This is a genomic window from Pasteurella testudinis DSM 23072 (genome assembly GCF_900176075.1).
In the GTDB taxonomy this organism is placed as follows: Bacteria; Pseudomonadota; Gammaproteobacteria; order Enterobacterales; family Pasteurellaceae; genus Chelonobacter; species Chelonobacter testudinis.
The window spans coordinates 124,775-146,328 of sequence record NZ_FWWV01000001.1; the positions used below are offsets into that span (position 1 = coordinate 124,775).

The following is a 21,554-nucleotide window of genomic DNA, read 5'->3' on the forward strand; positions in this document are numbered from 1 at the left end:
ACAAAGGAAAGGATATGCAACAAAAACAACAAAAAATCGTTTTAGCAACCGGTAATCAAGGCAAAGTGAAAGAGATGGCGGACGTGTTGGCGCAGTTTGGCTTTGAGGTAGTGGCGCAGAGCGAGTTCGGCATTGAAAGCCCGGAAGAAACGGGGCTGACTTTCGTAGAAAATGCGCTTTTAAAAGCGCGCCACGCGGCTAAAATCAGCGGTTTACCGGCGATTGCCGACGATTCCGGTTTGAGCGTGACCGCACTTGGCGGCGCGCCGGGGCTGTATTCTTCCCGTTACTCCGGCGAGGACGGTAACGACGCTAAAAATCGGGCGAAATTATTGCGGGAAATGGCAAAGCAAACGGATCGCAGCGCAAAATTTGTCAGCGTGATTGTGTTGTTGCGGCATGAGCATGATCCGACACCGATTATCGCCGAGGGGGAATGTCACGGCGAAATTTTATCAGAAGAACGTGGCGAAAACGGTTTCGGTTATGATGCGCTGTTTTTCTATCCGCCGAAAAATGCCAGTTTTGCCGAGATGGAACAGGCGGAGAAAAAGCAGGTTTCGCACCGTGCCAATGCGCTGCAGGTGTTACGCCGCAAATTAGAGGGCGTTAAGTAATCGATATGTTACAGCCACGACCGATTGTTCTGCCACCGTTAAGTCTTTACATTCACATTCCATGGTGCGTGCAAAAATGCCCCTATTGCGATTTCAATTCGCACGCGCAGAAAGGAGTGATTCCCGAAGCGGAATACATTCAACATCTGTTAGCCGATTTGGATCAGGATTTAGCCTATGTGCAAAACCGCACTTTGCATTCGATTTTTATCGGCGGCGGCACGCCGAGTCTGTTTTCAGCGCAGGGCATTGCTTATCTGTTGCAACAGGTGGAACAGCGCATTCCATTTTCACCCAAGATTGAAATCACACTGGAAGCCAACCCCGGCACAGCAGAAGCAGAGCGGTTTATCGGTTATCGCCAAGCCGGCGTGCCCCGCATTTCGATGGGCATTCAAAGTTTCGATCAGGAAAAATTGCAACGCTTGGGGCGGATTCACAACGTGGAAGAAGCGGTGCAGGCGATCCAGTTTGCCAAAAACAGTGGCTTAAACAGTTTCAATATTGATTTAATGCACGGTTTGCCCAATCAAACCGTTGAGCAGGCGTTGAATGATTTGCGCCAAGGGATTGCACTGAATCCACCGCACTTGTCGTGGTATCAGCTCACGATTGAACCGAACACGATGTTTTATTACCGTCCACCCAAACTGCCCGATGATGACGCATTGTGGGATATTTTCGAACAAGGGCATCAACTGCTGACGGCGGCAGGCTATCAGCAATATGAAACCTCCGCTTATGCCAAGCCGGGCTATCAGTGCCAGCATAATTTGAATTACTGGCGCTTCGGCGATTATCTGGCGATCGGTTGCGGTGCGCACGGTAAAGTCAGTTTTGCGAATGGCGAAATTTTACGTTATGCCAAAACCAAACACCCGAAAGGCTATATGCAGGGTAATTATCTGCATACGCAAAGTGCGGTTTCCGCCGCTGAGCGCCCGTTTGAATTTTTTATGAACCGCTTCCGTCTGCTTGAAGCGGTGGAGAAGAGTGATTTTACTCGCTTGACCGGTTTACCGTTGAGCACGGTTGCAACGCAAATTGCATGGGCAAAGCAACAAAAATATATTGTGGAAACCGACCGCACTTGGCAGGTGACGGAGCAGGGAAAATTGTTTTTGAATGAATTGTTGCAATGTTTTTTAGAGGAGTGATAAGCGCGATGATAGAGCCGATTATGTTAGAAAAAATTCGCCATGAATTAAAAAGAATCGAAGCGGAAGAAAATGTTGTGATTTTGTATGCGATAGAATCGGGCAGCCGTGCTTGGGGCTTTCCTTCGCAAGATAGCGATTATGATGTTCGCTTTATTTACAGTCGGACAAAAGAGGATTATCTGTCGATCGATGATCCGCACGATGTGTTGGAATATCCGATTAATGATCTGCTGGATATTAGCGGTTGGGATTTGAAAAAAGCGTTGAAGTTATGCCGCAAAGGGAATCCGGCGCTTGCGGAATGGCTGTACTCACCAATTGTTTATCAGGCTAATTCGTTATTTTTAAATGAGTTTCGCCAGCTTGCCGATAGCTATTTTTCTGCGAGCAGTATGATTCATCACTATTTACATATGGCAGACGGAAATTTCAGAGGCTATTTGAAATCCGATTTGGTGAAAATCAAAAAATATTTTTATGTGCTCCGCCCTATTTTAGCCTGCATGTGGATTGAAAAATATCGTTGCAATCCGCCGATTCTGTTTGTCGATCTGTTAAATGATCCGATCTTAGCGCCTGAATTAAGACGCTGCATCGAGGCTCTGCTGGCACGCAAACTGGCTGGCGAGGAGTTTGATCTGGAGCTGAAAATTGAACGGATTAATCAATTTATCGAAGAAAAAATTAATTATTATCAGCAGTATGTACACACATTGGCAAAGTTTGATGTGCCGGATAACCAAATGGCGAATGCGCTATTTAGAAAATGGCTTAAGCAATAAGTTATTGCGGAGGATTGAACAATCGCAATAACATAGTAAGATAAATCAATTCTTTCATCATCATAAGGATAACTCATGGATCAGCTCGAAATGAAAAAACAGGCGGCGCAAGCGGCGTTGAAATATGTGGAAGCGGACAGTATCGTCGGGGTCGGCAGCGGTTCGACCGTCAATTGTTTTATCGAAGCCTTAGGCTCGATGGCAGATCAAATCAAAGGTGCGGTTGCCGCTTCGAAAGAGTCCGAGCGGCGTTTGCAGGCGTTGGGGATTGAGGTGTTCAGTGCCAATGACGTTTCCGGACTGGATATTTATGTGGACGGTGCGGACGAAATCAATCCGCAAAAAATGATGATTAAAGGCGGCGGCGCGGCGTTGACGCGTGAAAAAATTGTGTCTTCATTAGCAAAAAAATTCATCTGCATTGTGGATTCCAGTAAACAAGTTGATGTGTTAGGCTCAACATTTCCACTGCCGGTTGAAGTGATTCCGATGGCGCGTTCTTATGTGGCGCGTAAATTGGTTGGTTTGGGCGGACAGCCTGAATATCGCGAAGGTGTGGTTACCGATAACGGTAATGTGATTTTAGATGTGCACCATTTTAACATTATGCAGCCGATAGAAATGGAAAAAACCTTGAATAATATCGCCGGTGTGGTCACCAACGGAATTTTTGCCTTACGCAGCGCTGATATTGTGATTGTCGGCAGTGCGCAAGGCGCCAAGATTTTAGATTAACTTAAAAATCAGAGGGAAGAAAATGACAGTAAAAGTCTCATTGGATAAGGCAAAAATCAAATTTTTGTTGTTGGAAGGCGTGCATCAAAGCGCATTAGACAGCCTGCACCATGCCGGTTACACCAATATTGAATACCACAAAAAAGCGCTGGATTCGGAAGACTTGATCGAAGCGATCAAAGACGCCCATTTTATCGGTATCCGTTCGCGCACCCACCTGAGCGCCGAAGTGTTGCAACACGCACAAAAACTAATCGCCATCGGCTGTTTCTGTATCGGCACCAACCAAGTGGATTTGGAAACAGCCAAACAGCGCGGTATTCCGGTATTTAATGCGCCGTTTTCCAACACGCGATCCGTTGCCGAACTGGTGTTGGGCGAAATTTTACTGTTAATGCGCAAAATTCCGCAAGCCAATGCGGAAGTGCATCGCGGCTTGTGGAATAAGTCGGCGACCGGTTCGCATGAAGTGCGCGGCAAAAAACTGGGCATTATCGGTTACGGTCATATCGGATCGCAATTGAGCATTTTGGCGGAAGCGATCGGGATGCACGTTTACTTTTATGATTTGGAAAATAAACTGCCGTTGGGCAATGCGCAGCAGATCCGCACGTTGGAAGAACTGCTTTCCACCTGCGATGTGATTTCGTTGCATGTGCCGGAAAACGATTCGACCAAGAACCTGATGAGCAGAGAGCGGATCGAGCAGCTCAAAGACGATTCGATTTTGATCAACGCCGCACGCGGCACGGTGGTTGATATCGATGCGCTGGCAGATGCGCTGGACAGCGGTCGTATTTTGGGCGCGGCAATCGACGTGTTCCCAACCGAACCGGCGTCAATCAACGATCCGTTCGAATCGCCGCTGCGCCGTTTCGACAATGTGATTTTAACTCCGCATATCGGCGGCTCAACCTCCGAGGCGCAAGAGAATATCGGCTCGGAAGTGGCGAATAAACTGGTGAAATATTCCGATAACGGCTCGACTTTATCCGCCGTCAACTTCCCGGAAGTTTCGTTGCCGGAGCATTTAGGTACCAAACGCTTAATGCACATTCACTACAACCGTCCGGGCATTCTGAACAAGATCAACCAAATCTTTACCGACGAAGGGGTAAATATTGCGGCGCAGTTTTTACAAACCAATCCGCAGATCGGTTATGTGGTGATCGACGTGGAAACCACCAATACCGATAGCGTGCTGCAACGTTTACGCAGTATCGAAGGCACGATTAAGGCGCGCGTGTTGTTCTAACCCAGCGTTTGAAAATCGGTTTAATCTCTGCAAAGTGCGGTTTTCTCAGATGAAAGCCGCTTTTTATTTCGGAACAGAAAATGTCACAACAAACAAACACCAACTACGCCGCACCGCTGTTGATTATCGGCTGTGTCATCTTCGGTCTGGGCAGCCTGATCGTTAAATTTGTGCCGGTGGGCGCTTATGCGATTGCTTTTTGGCGCTTGCTGGTTGCCGCCCTGATTTTTTGGGGCTTAATGCGTATGTTTAAGCAAAAACTGCCGCAAAGTCGCAAAGCAATCGGCATGGCGCTGCTGTCCGGCGCGTTTTTGGGCTTCGATTTGGCATTATGGCACGAAAGTATTTATGCGGTCGGACCGGGCATTTCCACGTTACTCAACAGCCTGCAAATCTTCTTTCTGTCTGCGATCGGGTTTATCTGGTTTGCAGAACGGCTAACCAAATTACAACTGTTCAGTCTGATGTTGGCGATTGGCGGTGTCGCGCTGATCGCCAGCCCGGAATTCGGGCACAACAGTAATGCCGGTTGGGGCTTTGTCAGCGGCATCGTATCCGGCGGCATGTTGGCATTGTCGATGGTGTTTGTGCGCAAAACCCAGCAAGTCGAGCAAACCGCACTTTTCCCGTTAATGTTGCTGATCAGTTTGGGCGGTATGTTGGCGCTGTTCCTGCCTTCACTACTGCTTAACAGCCACAATTTATACCCGACCACCTGGCGTGATGTCGGCTTGATTTTGCTTTACGGCGCATTAATGCAATGTTTTGCTTGGGGACTTATCGCCTACGCGATTCCGCTGTTATCGCTCTCCGTCACCGGCTTACTGCTGCTCAGTGAGCCGGTCGCCGCCCTGCTGATTGACTATTTTTGGCTGTTAAAACCGATTAACCGCCTACAATGGCTCGGTGCAGGCTTAACGCTTTTGGCGATCTATTTAGGTTCTTTGCGAACGAAAAAACGCCGTAAAAAAATCAAATAATGCCTTGAATTACTTTAATAATTTAAATGTAAAATACCAATTAGACGCGGGATTAGATTACAATTGGACGGAGTTGTAATTAACAATTGAACGACACTGTAATTAACAATTGGACGCCAACTAAGATTGCAATTGGACGGAATATTAGATTACAATCAGACGGAAGATTAGATTGCAATCAGACGGAAGCGAACGAAAAATGAGTGATTATTTTCCCCGATATTTAAAAAGCGAAATTGAGATCGCATTATCCGATACGCCGGTGGTGTGCTTGTTAGGCCCGCGACAGGTGGGGAAGACCACGTTGGTGAAAGAGTTTGGCCAACAGCGTGAGTACATTACGTTTGACGATACCGCACTTTTAAATATGGCGAAAGCCGATCCGGGCGGATTTGTGCAGTCGCTGCCGGAATATGTGACGTTGGACGAAGTGCAACGTATTCCGGAATTACTGTTGGAAATCAAAGCGGAAGTGGATCGTAACCGCAAAAACGGACGGTTTTTATTAACCGGTTCAGCGAATTTATTGCTGTTGCCAAGCGCACAAGACTCCCTTGCCGGACGCATGGAAGTGATCTATTTGCAACCTTTGTCGGAACAGGAGAAGCAGGGCGGTCAGGATTCCTTGCTCGAACGCTTGGTTAAGCGCCGAATCACGCCGCAAATCAAAGGCGGTGCGGCGGAAATTGATGAAGTAATTAGCGCAGTGGTGTCCGGCGGTTATCCGGTGGCGCTTACCAGAGAGGGGCGACGGGTCAAAGCCTGGTATCAGCAATATTTGAATGCGGTGATCCAGCGCGATGTGAAGGATATTGCGCACATTCGCGAGGGTGATGAGTTGGAAACCTTGCTGAAATTACTGGCGCTGCGCACCGGTAATCTGCTTAATGTCAATAATATTGCCAACGATCTCAATATCAGCCGGCAAACGGTGGATAAATATCTGACGATTTTAGAGCGGTTGTTTTTGGTTCGCCGCTTACCGGCGTGGCATAAAAACGGCGCTAACCGTTTGATTAAAGCGGCTAAACTGCATGTGATCGATTCAGGCATCGCCTGTTATTTAAGTGATCAAAGCAAAGAACAATGGAACGATCCCAATGGGCGGTTCGGGGCGCTTGTGGAAAGTTTTGTGGTGCAACAATTGATTTGTCAGGCAGGTTGGGTTGATCCGGAGCTGAAATTTTCCCATTATCGTGATAAAGATCAGGTTGAAGTCGATCTGGTGATTGAACAAGGCAATAAAGTCTGGGGCATGGAAGTGAAAAAAGCCACTTCGATTCAAGCGAAAGACGGCACCGGATTACGCCGCTTGGCGGAAGTCGCCGGACAGGCGTGGCAGGGCGGAATGATTCTCTATAGCGGCAACAGTTGTCTGGCGTTAAACGTGGCTGAAAACAGTTTTGCCGTACCGATAAACTGGTTATGGAAATAGCAATCGGACGGTAACTTAGATTACAATTGGACGGAGTTGTAATTAACAATTAGACGGAATAATAGTTTGCAATCGGACGTTGACTCAGCGTGCAATCCGCCGAAAAATTCGTTCGTGCAGATTGCTATCGCCAAGTGCGGTTTCCTGCTACACTACACCCGTTTTTTGCGCGTTTTTATTTGAATGATTAAGAGTTATGAAAAAACTGATTTATTGCTTTTTGGGATTGAGTTTGTTGCTGTTTATTGCGGTTGCCGCTGGCGGTTATTGGGGCTATCAGCAGATCCAAAACTTAGCGCAACAGCCCATTCATGCCGAAACCGATCAACTGCTGACGATTGAGCGCGGCACGACCGGCAAAAAACTGGGCGAGTTTTTACAACAACAGGGTTTGGTAAAGGACACCACGTTTTTCCCGTTTTTATTGCGCTTGCAGCCTAAGCTGAGTGCGGTCAAAGCCGGCACTTACTCCCTCAACGGCGTGACGAATTTGCGTGAATTATTGCTGCTGCTGAACAGCGGCAAGGAGGCGCAATTTTCCATTCGCTTCGGCGAGGGCGAAACCTTTAAACAGGTGTTAAGCAGCTTGCGTAGCGCAGCGCACTTGCGCCATACGTTGCAAGGCGAAAGTCAGAGCGATATTGCCAGCCAGTTGCAAACGGCACTGCCTGAGCTGAAGGAAACGGCAAAACTGGAGGGGTGGATCTATCCCGATACTTACCATTATACGGTGAACTCAAGCGATAACGAATTACTACAACGTGCGATTGCGCGTATGGTGCAGGCGTTAGACAAGGCGTGGCAGGGCAGAGCCGATAATCTGCCGTTGAAAAATGCGTATGAAATGTTGATTTTAGCCTCGATTGTGGAAAAGGAAACCGCACTTGACAGCGAACGGGCGCAGGTGGCGGGCGTGTTTGTCAACCGCTTGAAACGCGGTATGCGCTTGCAGACCGATCCGACCGTGATTTACGGCATGGGTGACAATTATAACGGCAATATCCGGCGTAAAGATTTGGACGAAAAAACGCCGTACAATACCTATCAAATCGACGGCTTGCCGCCGACGCCGATTGCGATGCCGAGCGAAGCCTCGCTGCAAGCGGTGGCGCATCCGGCGGCAACCACCGCACTTTACTTTGTGGCGGACGGCAGCGGCGGACATAAATTCAGCAACACCTTAGCCGAACACAATCAAGCGGTGCAGCAATATCTGAAATGGTTGCGCACGCAAAAAAATGGAAACTAATATGCAAAAGTGCGGTAAGTTTATTGTTTTGGAAGGACTGGAAGGTGCAGGAAAAACCACCGCGCGTGAGGCGGTGCTGAAGGCATTGCAGGCGAACGGTATTGATCAGGTTGAATTCACCCGAGAACCGGGCGGCACGCCGTTGGCGGAAAAATTGCGCCAACTGATCAAATTCGGCGACGGCAAGGAAGTGATCAGCGATAAAGCGGAACTGTTAATGCTGTATGCGGCACGGATTCAGCTGGTGGAAAATGTGATTCGTCCGGCGTTAACATGCGGTAAATGGGTGTTAGGCGATCGGCACGATATGTCGTCGCAGGCTTATCAGGGCGGCGGACGGCAAATCGACCGCACTTTGCTGGCGACCTTGCGCGACACGGTATTGGGCGATTTTAAACCGGATTTAACCCTGTATTTGGATATCGATCCCGAATTGGGCTTGAGCCGTGCCAGAAGCCGTGGCGAACTGGATCGGATCGAACAATTGCAACTGGATTTTTTCCAGCGCACCCGTCAACGTTATTTGGAATTGGTTGCCGCCGATCCGAATGCGATTTTGATTGATGCCGCACAATCGATCGAACAGGTCAGTGCTGCCGTGCAAAGTGCGGTCAGTGCTTGGTTGGCAAAACAGGAACGCTAAAAATGTATCCTTGGTTTGAGCCGCTGCTGCAACAGTTAGACCGCACTTTCGCCGACGGGCACGGGCATCACGCCTTGCTGTTCAAAAGCGATCAGGGCTTGGGCAGTGAGCAGTTGTTGCAAAGCATTGCCGCCGGATTGTTGTGCGAACAAAAAAGCGGTTTGCAAACCTGCGGTCAGTGTCAGCACTGCCAACTGTTTGCCAGCGGCAATCATCCGGATTTTCATCAACTGCTGTTGCAGGACGGTAAAAATATCGGGATCGATCAGGTGCGCGAGCTGATCGCCGCATTGCAGCAATACGCACGGCAGGACGGCAATAAAGTGGTGTATTTGCCGAATTTGGAATTGTTGAGCGAAGCGGCGGCGAATGCGCTGTTAAAAACCTTGGAAGAGCCGAGCGAGAAAACCTATTTCTTGCTGTTGGCGGATTTGGCGGCACCGTTAATGCCGACCATTTACAGCCGCTGCCAAGTGTGGACGTTGACTGCACCGTCGCCAACATTGGCGAAAAGTTGGTTGCGCCGACAAATCGAGGCGACGGACGAGGATTTGGACACCGCACTTCGGGTCAATTACAACCGCCCGTTAGCGGCGTTGAATGCGCTGCAAAAAGCGTGGCTGCCGCTGCGCAAACAGTTTTTACGCCAGTTTTGGCTGTTTTATCAACAGCGCCAACTCGAACCGTTTTTGCAGCAGTTTGCCTTTAAAGATGAGATGTTGTTGCAACGCCAGTTAAATTGGCTGTCGTCGTTTTTCAGTGACAGCCTGAAATGTAAATTGCATATCAAACAAGGCTGGATTAATCAGGATATTGCCAACGGCATTGAGCAGTTTAGCCAACGTTTGCCGCAGACCGCACTTTTGCACGGCAACCAGTTAATTTTGCAGTTGCGGCAGGATTTCAGCCAAATCAATGCCGTCAACCAAGAGTTGATGGTGTTGGATTGTTTAAGCAAATTAATTATGCAAGTTTTTGAACAGAATATTGAGGTATAAGTGTTTATTGTCGATTCACACTGTCATTTGGACAGTTTAGATTATGAAAATCTGCATCAAAATATGGACGAGGTGGTGGAAAAAGCCAAACAGCGCGATGTGCAACATCTGCTGTCGATCAGCACCACCTTGAGCGGTTTCGAACGGTTGCAGACCGCACTTTCGCAGCGACAAGACGTGTCGTTGTCTTGCGGCGTGCACCCGTTGAATGTGGAAGACGAAGCCTTTGACGGCGAAAAAATGCGGCGCTTGGCGCAAAATCCGCAAGTGATTGCGATTGGCGAGTGCGGTTTGGACTATTACTACAGTGCCGATAATAAAGCCAAACAACAGCGGATTTTTGCTGAGCAAATCGAGATTGCCAAGCAATTGAACAAACCGCTGATTATCCATACCCGTGCGGCGCGTGAAGATACGATTGATTTGTTAAAACAAGGCGGTGCGCAAAAGTGCGGTGGGGTAATGCATTGCTTCACCGAAAATCAATGGACGGCGGATCAGGCACTGGAATTGGGATTCTATATTTCCGTTTCCGGCATCATTACCTTTCGCAATGCGCAGGAGATTCGCGATGTGATTCAAAGCGTACCGCTGGATCGGCTGCTGGTGGAAACCGATTCGCCGTATCTGGCGCCGGTGCCGTATCGCGGCAAACAGAACCAACCGGCGTATGTGCGCGAAGTGTGTGAGTATTTGGCGGTGTTAAAAGGGGTAAGTGCGGTCGAAATGGCGCAGATTACTACACAAAATTTTGAGCGTTTGTTTAAGGTCAACCTGTTGACCGCCCGACAAGCCTAAACGAATAACAAAGGGGAAAGTTATGGCTAAATTTACGTTTCGCAGTTCGGTTAAACTGTTTTTTATCTTAGTGGCGTTGTTGATTCACGGCGTGTTGTTTGCCACGGTCAATTTTTATTTTCCGCACTATGAAGTCACCCAGATTACCGGTGTGGAAGTGAAGCGGGTGGACAAAGACGGCCCGATCACCAAAGCCAATCCGGCGGACGGCCCGACCCGTGATGTGTATTATATTTACACCCAAGCGCCGAAAACCGAAAAAGTGATGGTGTACCGCAACGAAGATACCCGTTGGGGTTTTCCGTTCTATTTCAAATTTAACTCGGCGGATTTGCAGGCCAAAGCGCAAGGCTTTGCGGTGGATAAAAAAACGGTGCAGGTGAAATATTACGGCTGGCGTTTAGTGATGTTCGACGAGTTCCGCAATATGACGTCAATGAAAGAAGTGGATCAAAATGCCAGCGCCGGTTTGCCGATCGCCAGCTATGTATTATATTTCCTGCTGCTGATCACGCTTTTCCTCTCCATTCAGTTTATCCGCGGTTGGTTTGACAGCGAACAAGCCTGATCATTCAACCCGAATTCGGTAAAAATTCCTTTATATGAAGTGCGGTTATTAAACCGCACTTTTTTTATATCTTTAAAGAATATTTAAATTTACAATCGCTCAAAAAAAAAACAAATGGAGTCTATTTTTTAACTTTTTGGGTTGAAAAATAGACTTTAATGTAGTGTGACTACTTTAATTATGGTTTAATGAACACAATTTTACTAATTGGTTTATTATTTGATCAATTGTCAGTTTGTATTATTTATTCGCAACAAAGATTTGTTGTGGGTAAGTAATTATTCTTTATAAGGAGGCTTTTTTATGAATAAGGTTTACAAAGTTATCTGGAGTACGGCAAAACAAGCGCTGGTCGTTGTATCAGAATTGGCTTCAAATGAAGCAAAGGCGGCCGGTGAAAGCAAAAGCGTTTCAGTAGGCGGCCGACCAAGAGCCTTCTCGTTGAGTAAAGTCTTTTTAATGTTATCTATGGCAATTAGCGGCGTTTCTGCCTATGCGGCTGGGACGGAATTAAATGGTAGCGCAGTAGATAGCAGCATTGCGATTGGTTCAAGTGCGACCTCGAAAGCTGGTGCGAAAACAACCGGCTCAATTGCCATTGGTTCTAATGCCAGTGCTGGTCGGGCGGATATGCAGGATTTAAGAGCCGCCGGCGCCGCACGAGATGTGTGGATCGGCAAACAAAATAATATTGCATTGGGAAGCGGGGCAACAGCGGACGGCGGACGCGTGATTTCCATCGGTGAAAATGCAGGCAGCGGTACGGTTGATAATTATAATATCCAAAATGTAAATGTCGGTACTAATGCGGGTACGAATGTGCGTGGCCGCCATAACGTGCTGTTGGGTTTTGAGGCGGGTATGCTAACCAGCGGCAATACCACCGGCAGTGCTTCCAGTAATGTAATTATTGGTCATCAGGCAGGTAAAGGTACGACGGCTAGCACCAATGTGCTGCTTGGACAAGAAGCCGGCAATAATTTGACAACAGGGACGCAAAACATTGCTATTGGTTTGCGTGCTGGCTCAAATTCTACCGCGGTAGGTTTTGCGCCTTATATTAATGCCCAAGGTCATAGCGTTTCGATTGGTAATGGTGCTGGCTCCAGTGTAACAGGTGATGTCAACGTTTCCGTGGGGCAGTTGGCTGGTCGCAATTCAACCGGCAGCGCCAATACATCTACTGGCTTGCAAGCGGGTATGCAACGCCAAGGTAACCAAAATGTATCCTCTGGTTTTTATGCCGGAGCTGGTACTCACGGCGATAATAATATCGCTCTGGGTCATGCCGCCGGCTCAGACATGGGGAAAACGGGCGATACGGTAAACCGCTCCACCTCTATTGGACAACGAGCTAAATCCTTCGGCGATGATTCAATCGCATTCGGTACAGGATCGGTTGCGGGCGTAGACGGTTCGGCAAGCACGGTTGCCGGTGATATTGCAATTGGTTTAGCGGCTTCCGCTACCGGCGGTTCCAGCATTGCGCAGGGTAGTAGTGCAAACACATCGAAAGAAGCAAAAAATGCAATCGCGATTGGCTCTGGCGCGACGGTAGAAACCAACCAATGGTATGCGGCAAATTCAGGAACAGCTAATTTAGCAAAAGAATATTCAAGCACCGGCGCCGTTGCTATTGGTAATAATGCCAAAAGTATCAGCGAAGGTTCGATTTCATTAGGTCAAAATGCAAAAGCGTTACAACAAAAATCCTTGGCTATCGGTGATACCGCGACATCAAACGGCTGGAATACCATTGCCATCGGGAATAATGCCACCGTAGTTAATACCTTTGATCTTGAAACCAATAATGATGAAGTAAATAAAAGTAAGGGTGCTATTGCAGTAGGCTTAGATTCAAAAGCACAGTATGAAGGTGCGATTGCCATGGGTAGCGAAGCCCAAGCCATTTCACAACAAGCCATTGCGATTGGTACAAAAGCCAAAAGTACAGAAACGTTGTCAACAGCGGTTGGCGCGCAATCGAGTGCAGCACAAATTGGATCAAGTGCTTTTGGTGCAGGTGCAAAAGCAGACAATTTTAATACTACTGCATTAGGCAACCAAGCGCGTGCTTTTGGTGAGTTGTCTTTATCAGTAGGTGCAACCGCGAGAAGTACGCAAGCTTATTCAACCGCACTTGGCACGTTGTCAGAGGCGTTAGGGAAATATTCTTTAGCATCAGGCGCGATGTCATTGGCTTCCGGTGATAAATCAGTGGCGAGTGGTTATGGTATGGTCGCAAGCGGTAAAGGCGCAGTGGCTATCGGCTCGAATACCGAAACAGTAACCGCTTGGAAACACGAAACCAATAGTCGTGCCGCAGTGGAATCTGTGCACCCATTGGAAAATGCGACGGGTGATTATTCAGTGGCGATTGGTACGGATGTTGTTTCAAGCGGTGAAAATGCGGTTGCTATCGGTAATGCCGCACAAGCCACGGCAGCCAATACTATTTCTATCGGTACCGGCAATGTGGTCAGCGGCGAAGGTTCGGGCGCAATTGGTGATCCGAGCACAGTTAGCGGCACAGAATCTTATGTATTGGGTAATAACAATATCGTTGCCAACAACAACACTTTTGTGGTCGGCAACGACGTGACGTCCAGTCAAGACAACAGCGTTATTCTCGGTAATGATGCTACGGATCGTGCGGCGACGTCGGTAAATGAAGCAAGCGTTAACGGCATCACTTATAGCGGTTTTGCCGGCGTCGGTAGTGCCGAAAACGGCGTAGTGAGCGTGGGCGCACAAGGTAAAGAGCGGCAAATCATCAACGTTGCCGCCGGTGAAATCAGCGCGACGTCTACCGATGCGATTAACGGCAGCCAGCTGTATCAAGTATCCCACGAACTGGCAGAAAACTTGACGCATTATTACAGTGTCAACGATAACGGTACGGTAGGAAATAACTACGATAATGATGGGGCAACCGGCGTCAATGCGTTAGCCGCTGGCGTCGGTGCCAGCGCTACCGGTAGAAGCGGTATCGCTATCGGTAATAATGTGACGGCAGGTAATGCTAATTTTGTAACGGCTATTGGGGCAAACACTACCGTGAATGGTCGCCAATCAACTGCGATTGGGGCAAGCACGACAGTTAATGGCGAAGGCAACAATGCCTTGGGCAGCAACATTACCATGAATAGCACCCAATCGGTTGCGGTAGGTAACGGTGCGGTTGCCGGTACGGATCGTACGCAAACAGAAATTACGGTAGTAGGCCGCAGGGCTTCGGCTACCGGCAATCAATCTACGGCTGTGGGGGCGACCGCACAAGCAACCGGCAGTACTTCTTTAGCCGCCGGTTATGGTGCTCAAGTAGACGGTGATAATTCCATTGCAGTGGGCGCAGCCACCAGCGTTGACGCCAGTAATGCCAACAGCACCGCTGTTGGGGGCGGCAATGTTGTCAGCGGCCAATATTCCACCATTCTGGGTAGCGGTAACAACAATACCTTCGGTCAAGACAACACCACCACCCGTAGCACCAATACCTTGGTTGTTGGTGGCGGCAATACCGTTGAAAAATACTTCGCCGCTTCGGTGATCGGTTCGGATAACACGGTGAAAGCCGATGAGGTTAATATTTTGACCTCTGCCGGAGTAGGCGTTTACGGTACGCAAAATATCGTCAACAATTCATTCGGCGTGAGTGTGACCGGCGGTCAAAATAGTGTTACCGATTCGCGCAATACCTTTATCGTGGGCGGTTCAAATACGGTCAACAAAGGTGCGAACGGTGATTTGTCCAACGATATCGGTATTTTTGGTGCGAATAATGACGTCACTAATACCGAAACTTTAAGTATTATCGGTGATCACAATACCGTGATCAACGTCAGCAAGGAGGCTACCGGTGGCACTACTGAAGATAGCCTTAGCGGTATTCATGGTTCCTACAATACCGTCAGCGATGTCGGCAACGTGCGCGTAGTGGGTAACCAAAATGAGGTGACTGCCAGCAATCTGCAAGTATTGGGTAACAGCGTTACCGCCGATGTGGCAAACAGTGTTTATCTGGGCGATAACGCTGCGGCTGCCGCAGGCTCGGCCATCGGTACATTCAATAAAGATGCGGCCGGTGCAAACGGCACCACCACCACTGCCGGCGATAGCGGCACGGTTGCCAGCGCGACTGTAAACGGCATGACTTATAGCGGCTTTGCCGGTGAAACCGCCAATGGTGTGGTCACAGTAGGTTCGGCAGGCAGCGAGCGCCGTATCCAAAATGTTGCCGCCGGTGAGATCAGCGCGACGTCTACCGATGCGATTAACGGTAGTCAGTTGTATGCTGTGGCTTCTGAAGTGGCAGGAAGTGCGACTCACTATTACAGCGTCAACGACAACGGCACGCAAGGCGGCAACTATAACAACGACGGTGCTAGCGGTTTACGTGCGTTGGCTGCCGGTGTGAATACAACAGCCGCCGGCCAAGAGGCGACGGCAGTGGGTAATAAAGCCGATGCCAGCGGTTTGGGGGCTGTGGCAATTGGTAGTGCGGTTACCGCGTCAGGTCAGGCAACCGTTGCCATGGGATCTTATGCCAGTGCCAGTGCCATCGCGGCTACGGCGTTGGGTGAAGAAACTAACGCAAGTGCAAATGGTGCGACTGCGGTTGGGCGCAAGGCGAAAGCCAGCGGCGGTGACAGTGCGGCGTTTGGTAGCGGCGCGAATGCTTCCGGAGAGTCGGCAGCGGCATTAGGTGCAAGTTCAACGGCGAGTGCGAAATATAGTATTGCCGGTGGTGTGCAATCTGTTGCAAGCGGTATTCAGTCTATTGCACTGGGACGTGAATCCCAAGCGGCACAAACACATGCTACAGCTATCGGTTCTGCAGCAAATGCTTCAGCTAAACAAGCAACAGCCATCGGCACCAGCGCCACCGCTTCCGGTGAGCGTTCGGTCGCATTGGGCTCTGCGACTCTGAATAATAGCGATGTTGTTACCGCTTCAACCACCGCTTCGGCGGCAGATACCATTGCGTTGGGTACGGTAGCGCAGGCGACAGCGGGGAATGCCATTGCTATCGGCCGTGGTGCACAAGCGATTGCCGGCAATATTATTGCGATTGGCGCAGCTGCCGGCAATAACATGACTACGCCAAACCCCCATTCGATTCTGATCGGTACCAATGCCGGTGCAAGTAGCACCGCCACAGGTGGAACGGCGGATGCCAATATTTATGTGGGGCAAAATGCCGGTCAGTTCTCCAACGGTATGCGCAACACCGTTGTCGGTTCGCAAAATGCCGGTACCAATTTGAACGGTAGCATGAACACCGGCTTTGGTATGGCGTCACTGCGTAGCGTAACCGGTGAGGAAAATGCCGCTTTCGGTGCTTATTCAGGCCAATTGAGCACCGGCAATTTTAACACCGCCATGGGGGCGCAAGCCGGTCGTCGTGTCAATGGTGATAATAATACCGGTATTGGTTATAACGCCGGTACGGTCGTCACCGGCAGCAACAACGTAGCTCTGGGTGTGAATGCAGGGCAGACGATTACAACCAGCAATACTATCAGTATCGGTAATACCGCCAGAGCCAGTGCCAATAGCGCTACCGCGATCGGTAATACCGCTGTTGCTACCGCAATTGGGGCTAATGCGATGGGTATGCGTGCCAATGCTGCCGGCGCTTCCAGCGTGGCAGTCGGTACGATGGCAAATGCCGCCGGTGCCAATGCAATTGGTGTAGGTACGACCGCCAATGCCGCAGGTGCAGATGCCGTGGCTGTCGGGCGTCAAGCGAATGCTTCTGAATCTTCTGCGGTGGCGATGGGGACACGCGCGACTGCCAGCGGTGAATCTTCCGTTGCCATTGGTGACGGCGCACAAGCCACTGCGGCCAATACCATTTCTATCGGTACCGGCAATCTGGTCAGTGGTGAAGGCTCAAGTGCGGTCGGCGATCCGTCGATTGTCAGCGGTACGAACAGCTTCTCGGCGGGTAACAACAATGCCGTCGGCAGCACTACCGACAATTCGTTTATCTTGGGTGGGCGCAATAATCTGGGTGGCGAAGCCGTTACCCGTGATGCCAACGGCGTGATTACCACTGCAGGCGGCATTCAAAACGAAGTGGACGCGTCCAACTCGGCGATTGTCGGTTACAACAACAGTGTACAAGACAGCAATGTGTTTGTGGTCGGCAACAACGTTACCGTCGATCAAGGCATGAGCGGTGCGGTGGTGTTGGGCAATGATTCAACCGCCGATGCCTATGTGCAAACTATCGAAGCCACCGTTAACGATGTGACCTACGGGGCGTTTGCCGGTTCTGATGCCTTAACTGATGGTTCGATCGTGTCGGTGGGGGCAGCCGGTGCCGAACGCCAAATCAAAAATGTGGCAGCGGGTCAAATCAGTGCAACCTCTACCGATGCGATTAACGGCAGCCAGTTGTATGCGGTAGCAGATGTGGCTTCCAAAGGCTGGAATCTGACTGCTAACGGTGAAAACGGCAGCAATGTAGCGCCGGGCGAAACGGTTGATTTGAACAACACCGACGGCAATATCATCATCAGCAAAACAGACGATGCTGATAATGTGGCTTTCAATTTAGCTAATAAAGTCGTAATCGGTGATACCGCCAACGGCAATCCGGTAACCATTGACGGCACAACCGGTACGATCGGTGGTTTGACCAACACAACCTTTGATCCGACTAATATTACCAGTGGTCAAGCAGCGACAGAAGATCAACTGTCTGTCGTGGCCAAATCGTCGAAAACCGAAGTGGAAGCCGGTAGCAATATTGCCAGTGTTGATTCGGCAACCGGCGCTGATGGTCAAACCGTTTACACCGTGAATGCCGACGGTGCTTCCGCTTCGGCAGGTTCAAGTGCGGTGACGGTGAACGCGGCGGACAAAAATGCCGATAACGTAACCGATTATGTGGTTGACTTGTCTGATGCGTCGAAAGCAAGCCTGAGCAAAGCTGACAGCGCACTGCAAACCGTGGTGACGCAAATTGACGGCACTGATGTGAAAACCATTAATCAAACCAGTAACACGGCGAACTTCATTACCGGTGACAATATTGAGTTGACGGCGGAAAATCAAGGAATCAAGATTGCAACGGCGAAAGATGTGACCTTTACCAGCGTGACTACTGATCTATTGACGGCAGGTCCGGTGACCATCAACAACGATGGCATCAATGCCGGCGGCAGCAAAATCACCAATGTTGCAGCCGGTACGGACGGTAGCGATGCGGTTAACTTGGATCAGCTGAACAATGCCATTATCAATGTCGGTGGCGGCACGACGGAAGTAGTGGCCGGAACCAATGCTACGGTTGACAGTGAAACCGTAGGCACAGTGACCACTTATACTGTTAATGCCGACGGCGCTTCGGCTTCGGCTGGTTCAAGTGCGGTGACGGTAACCGCAGGCACGAAAGATGCGAATAATGTAACCGACTATGCTATTGATTTGTCGCAAGCGGCAAAAGACAGCTTAGCCAAAGCTGACAGTGCACTGCAAACTGTGGTGACGCAAATCGACGGCACTGACGTGAAAACCATTAATCAAGCCAGTAACACGGCGAACTTCATTACCGGTGACAATATTGAGTTGACGGCGGAAGATGAAGGAATCAAGATTGCGACGGCGAAAGATGTTACGTTCGACAGCGTGACTGCAGGTAACATAACGGCGAATACCTTAAGCGTCGGTCCAGTGACCATCAACAATAACGGTATTAACGCCGGCGGGCAGCGCATTACCAATGTGGCGGACGGTGTGGATAATACGGACGCGGTTAATGTCGGACAACTGAATCAATATCTTGCCGGTAGCAAGGTTAATGTTGAGCAGGGAAATAACGTCACAATCAGCAAAACGACGAATCCTGAAAACGGCACTACTTATGTTGTCAATGCGGAAAAAACCACAGTTAGCGGTTCTGACCTGATTGCGGTTGAAGCAGGGCAAACCGATGCCAACGGCGTGACCAATTACAGCATTGATTTGTCGGAAACTGCCAAAAATGATCTGAAGGCCGCTAAGACGGAAGTAGTTGCCGGTGATAACATTGAAGTCAGCAGCGAAACCGGCGCGAACGGTCAAACCGTTTACACCGTTGCGACTGCAAAAGACTTGAATGTGGACAGTGTGACTGCCGGTGATACCGTGGTGAATAATAACGGTGTGACAGTCGGCGACAATGTTGCCTTGAACAAAGACGGTTTGACCGTCGGTGATGTGAGCATCACGGAAAACGGTCTGAATAACGGCGGCAACAAAATTACCGGCGTAGCAGCAGGTGATATTTCTGCTACCAGCACTGACGCTGTGAACGGCAGCCAGCTATATCAAGTGGCGCAGCAAGCCGGTCAACACAGCTCCGTAGTTGCCGGTGACAATGTTGTGGTGACAACGGGAACCAACGATAAAGGCGGCGTGGAATATACCGTAGCAACGGCGAAAGAAGTCAGCTTTGACAAAACAACCGTAGGTTCTGTCGTAACCGATTCCGCTACCAACAAAATCAGCGGTCTGGCAAACGGTGATATCGCCGTAGACAGCACCGATGCGGTGAACGGCAGCCAGTTGTATACCACCAACCAAAATGTGGCAACGAATACGACAAACATTGCCGCCAATACCGCCAACATTGAGAAAAATACCGCTGCAATCAGCAAAGGTTTGAATTTCAATGCCGATAGCGGAAGTTTGGTAAACCGTCAATTGGGTGATACCGTGTCCATTACCGGCGATAGCAATATCACCACCAAAACAACGGAAAACGGGGTTCAAGTGACCCTAAACCGTGATTTGAATGTAGATAGCGTGACCACCGGCAACACCAAAGTCGATACCAACGGGGTAACGATCAGCGGTGGCGGTAACGGCACGGTTTCCTTGACGGCGAACGGTTTGAATAACGGTGGAAATCGTTTAACTAACATTGCGGCCGGTGTTGACGGTACTGATGCGGTGAACGTCAATCAGTTGAATGCGGTGAGCGGCAATCTGAACAACCGTATCAACAAAGTTGACAGTCGCGCCAGTGCAGGTACGGCTTCTGCCATGGCGGCAGCCGGTTTGCCGCAGGCCTACTTGCCGGGTCATTCCATGGTGGCAGTTGCCGGCGGTACGCACCGTGGTCAAAATGCAATCGCATTAGGGGTGTCACGCATTAGTGACAACGGTAAAGTGATTGTGAAACTGACCGGTGCGACCAACAGCGAAAACGATACCAGCGCCAGCATTGGTGTCGGTTATCAGTGGTAATAAAATCGAAAACCGCACTTGATATTTAAAGTGCGGTTTATCTTCCGCCAATTTAAAAATAGGACGAGCAAAATGAAAAAATTTAAATTATCGGCATTATTATTGTCATTGGTAGTTGCCGCAACCTTAACCGGTTGCCGATTAAGTGATGTGAAAGCCGATGGTACGACTGACGAACTGGTCTGGCCGAAAATCGAAGATGCCGGGGTGAACTTCAGTGGCTCGCAATACGGTATTTGGCCGAATTGGGACAACGTGCGCATGATCGAAAAAGGCATGAACAAAGATCAGCTTTACTATTTGATCGGCCGCCCACACTATGCGGAAGGCCTGTTTGCCGTGCGCGAGTGGGATTATGTGTTTAACTACCGTCAAAACGGCGAACACAAAATTTGCCAATACAAAGTGTTGTTCGACAAAGAGATGAATGCGCAATCGTTCTTCTGGAAGCCGATCGGTTGTAATAATCAGTACGAGCTGTCCGGTGATTTCTTGTTTGATTTCAATTCGGCTACGCTGAGCAATAAAGGCAAATCGGCGATTGACGGTGTGATTGCCGGTCTGAAATCTCAGGCAGTGAGTCAAATCGTAGTCGACGGTTATACCGATCGATTGGGCTCGGATCGCTATAATATGGATTTGTCACGGCGTCGGGCAAATACGGTCAAATCGTATTTGGTACAGCACGGGTTTGCCGAGGATAACGTGATTGCAGTCGGGCACGGCAAAGCCGATCAAGTGGTAGCTTGTGAAACGGAGCAGGGACAAGCCCTGCGTGACTGTTTGAGACCGAACCGCCGCGTGGTGATTTCGGCCAAATAATCGGAAGTCTGATCCGAAAAAGTGAACGATCAAATTCAGCTGAACCGCACTTTGTTGCCTAACATAACAAAGTGCGGTTTTTATTGGTAACGTATTACTCCATTATTCGACTCTATTTTTATTAAAACGGATAAATTATTAATCAAAAGAATCAAACCTCAGAATAAGATAGGCCGTGGTTTGTCATCATGCAAGTGATTTTTCTTTGCATTCAAAATTCCTGATTTAAAAAAAAGCAGAAAACTGACCATTGGTTTTCTGCTTTTTTTCTC

At 49.3% G+C, this 21,554-nt stretch carries 14 protein-coding genes; all 14 read left to right on the forward strand.

Features of this window, described 5'->3' with window-relative positions; translation table 11 throughout:
* Nucleotides 1-14: 14 nt before the first annotated feature.
* The 14 genes from rdgB to B8880_RS00680 all read left to right on the forward strand — a co-directional run bounded on the left by rdgB (nucleotide 15) and on the right by B8880_RS00680 (nucleotide 21,282).
* Nucleotides 15-617: an RdgB/HAM1 family non-canonical purine NTP pyrophosphatase gene (gene rdgB / locus B8880_RS00615; protein WP_084255290.1), complete on the forward strand. Its 603-nt coding sequence runs from the start codon at nucleotides 15-17 to the stop codon at nucleotides 615-617.
* Between the two features lie 5 nt (nucleotides 618-622).
* On the forward strand, nucleotides 623-1,774 hold the full coding sequence (gene hemW / locus B8880_RS00620; RefSeq protein WP_084255292.1) for a radical SAM family heme chaperone HemW: 1,152 nt from the start codon (nucleotides 623-625) through the stop codon (nucleotides 1,772-1,774).
* Between the two features lie 8 nt (nucleotides 1,775-1,782).
* A complete protein-coding gene (locus B8880_RS00625) occupies nucleotides 1,783-2,559 on the forward strand; it encodes a nucleotidyltransferase domain-containing protein (RefSeq protein WP_208610867.1) in 777 nt (258 codons plus the stop codon).
* Between the two features lie 75 nt (nucleotides 2,560-2,634).
* Nucleotides 2,635-3,294, forward strand: coding sequence for a ribose-5-phosphate isomerase RpiA (rpiA, locus tag B8880_RS00630; protein ID WP_084255294.1), 660 nt, complete (start codon nucleotides 2,635-2,637; stop codon nucleotides 3,292-3,294).
* A gap of 22 nt (nucleotides 3,295-3,316) precedes the next feature.
* Entirely contained in the window at nucleotides 3,317-4,549 is a 1,233-nt protein-coding gene (gene serA / locus B8880_RS00635; RefSeq protein ID WP_084255296.1) for a phosphoglycerate dehydrogenase, read from the forward strand.
* A gap of 80 nt (nucleotides 4,550-4,629) precedes the next feature.
* Nucleotides 4,630-5,529: a DMT family transporter gene (locus B8880_RS00640; RefSeq protein WP_084255298.1), complete on the forward strand. Its 900-nt coding sequence runs from the start codon at nucleotides 4,630-4,632 to the stop codon at nucleotides 5,527-5,529.
* A 199-nt stretch (nucleotides 5,530-5,728) separates the two neighbouring features.
* Nucleotides 5,729-6,964: an ATP-binding protein gene (locus B8880_RS00645; protein ID WP_084255300.1), complete on the forward strand. Its 1,236-nt coding sequence runs from the start codon at nucleotides 5,729-5,731 to the stop codon at nucleotides 6,962-6,964.
* A gap of 196 nt (nucleotides 6,965-7,160) precedes the next feature.
* Nucleotides 7,161-8,213, forward strand: a complete 1,053-nt coding sequence (mltG, locus tag B8880_RS00650; protein ID WP_084255302.1) for an endolytic transglycosylase MltG — start codon at nucleotides 7,161-7,163, stop codon at nucleotides 8,211-8,213.
* Complete coding sequence (tmk, locus tag B8880_RS00655; RefSeq protein ID WP_084255303.1) at nucleotides 8,203-8,856, forward strand: dTMP kinase; 654 nt, start codon at nucleotides 8,203-8,205, stop codon at nucleotides 8,854-8,856. Before mltG ends, tmk begins: the two co-directional genes overlap by 11 nt.
* 2 nt (nucleotides 8,857-8,858) lie before the next feature.
* Entirely contained in the window at nucleotides 8,859-9,854 is a 996-nt protein-coding gene (gene holB, locus B8880_RS00660; RefSeq protein WP_084255305.1) for a DNA polymerase III subunit delta', read from the forward strand.
* Nucleotides 9,855-10,652 (forward strand): YchF/TatD family DNA exonuclease, encoded by a 798-nt coding sequence (locus B8880_RS00665; RefSeq protein ID WP_084255307.1) that lies wholly within the window; start codon nucleotides 9,855-9,857, stop codon nucleotides 10,650-10,652.
* 22 nt (nucleotides 10,653-10,674) lie between these two features.
* Nucleotides 10,675-11,220 (forward strand): DUF1523 family protein, encoded by a 546-nt coding sequence (locus B8880_RS00670; RefSeq protein ID WP_084255309.1) that lies wholly within the window; start codon nucleotides 10,675-10,677, stop codon nucleotides 11,218-11,220.
* Between the two features lie 303 nt (nucleotides 11,221-11,523).
* On the forward strand, nucleotides 11,524-20,460 hold the full coding sequence (locus tag B8880_RS00675; protein WP_084255311.1) for a YadA-like family protein: 8,937 nt from the start codon (nucleotides 11,524-11,526) through the stop codon (nucleotides 20,458-20,460).
* Between the two features lie 72 nt (nucleotides 20,461-20,532).
* Nucleotides 20,533-21,282 (forward strand): OmpA family protein, encoded by a 750-nt coding sequence (locus tag B8880_RS00680; RefSeq protein WP_084255313.1) that lies wholly within the window; start codon nucleotides 20,533-20,535, stop codon nucleotides 21,280-21,282.
* Nucleotides 21,283-21,554: the final 272 nt, after the last annotated feature.